The 315-nt window shown below is 61.9% G+C and carries 1 protein-coding gene; it reads left to right on the top strand.

Going from position 1 to position 315, the window contains the following annotated elements:
- Positions 1–315: amidohydrolase family protein (locus IB262_RS36840; RefSeq protein WP_192494595.1), on the top strand; the 315-nt coding region annotated here is incomplete at both ends.

Genomic DNA, 315 nt, shown 5'->3' with positions numbered 1-315 from the left:
CCCGTCATTTCATGCGCGAGCTCAACCGGCTCGGCGTCACCAGCGTCATCGACGCCGGCGGCGGCTTCCAGAACTACCCGGATGACTATGCCGTCATCCAGAAGCTCTCGGACGAGGGCCAGATGACAGTCCGCCTTGCCTACAACCTCTTCACCCAGAAGCCGAAGCAGGAGAAGGACGACTTCCTGAAATGGACGTCGTCGGTCAAGTACAAGCAGGGTAACGACTATTTCCGCCACAACGGTGCCGGCGAGATGCTGGTGTTTTCCGCCGCCGACTTCGAGGACTTCCGCGAGCCGCGCCCGGACATGCCGC

Origin of the sequence: Ensifer sp. ENS02 (genome assembly GCF_014851885.1) — a bacterium.
Classification (GTDB): Bacteria; Pseudomonadota; Alphaproteobacteria; order Rhizobiales; family Rhizobiaceae; genus Ensifer; species Ensifer adhaerens.
The sequence above is the reverse complement of the archived record's forward strand: the minus strand, read 5'-3'. Positions and strand labels throughout refer to the sequence as shown.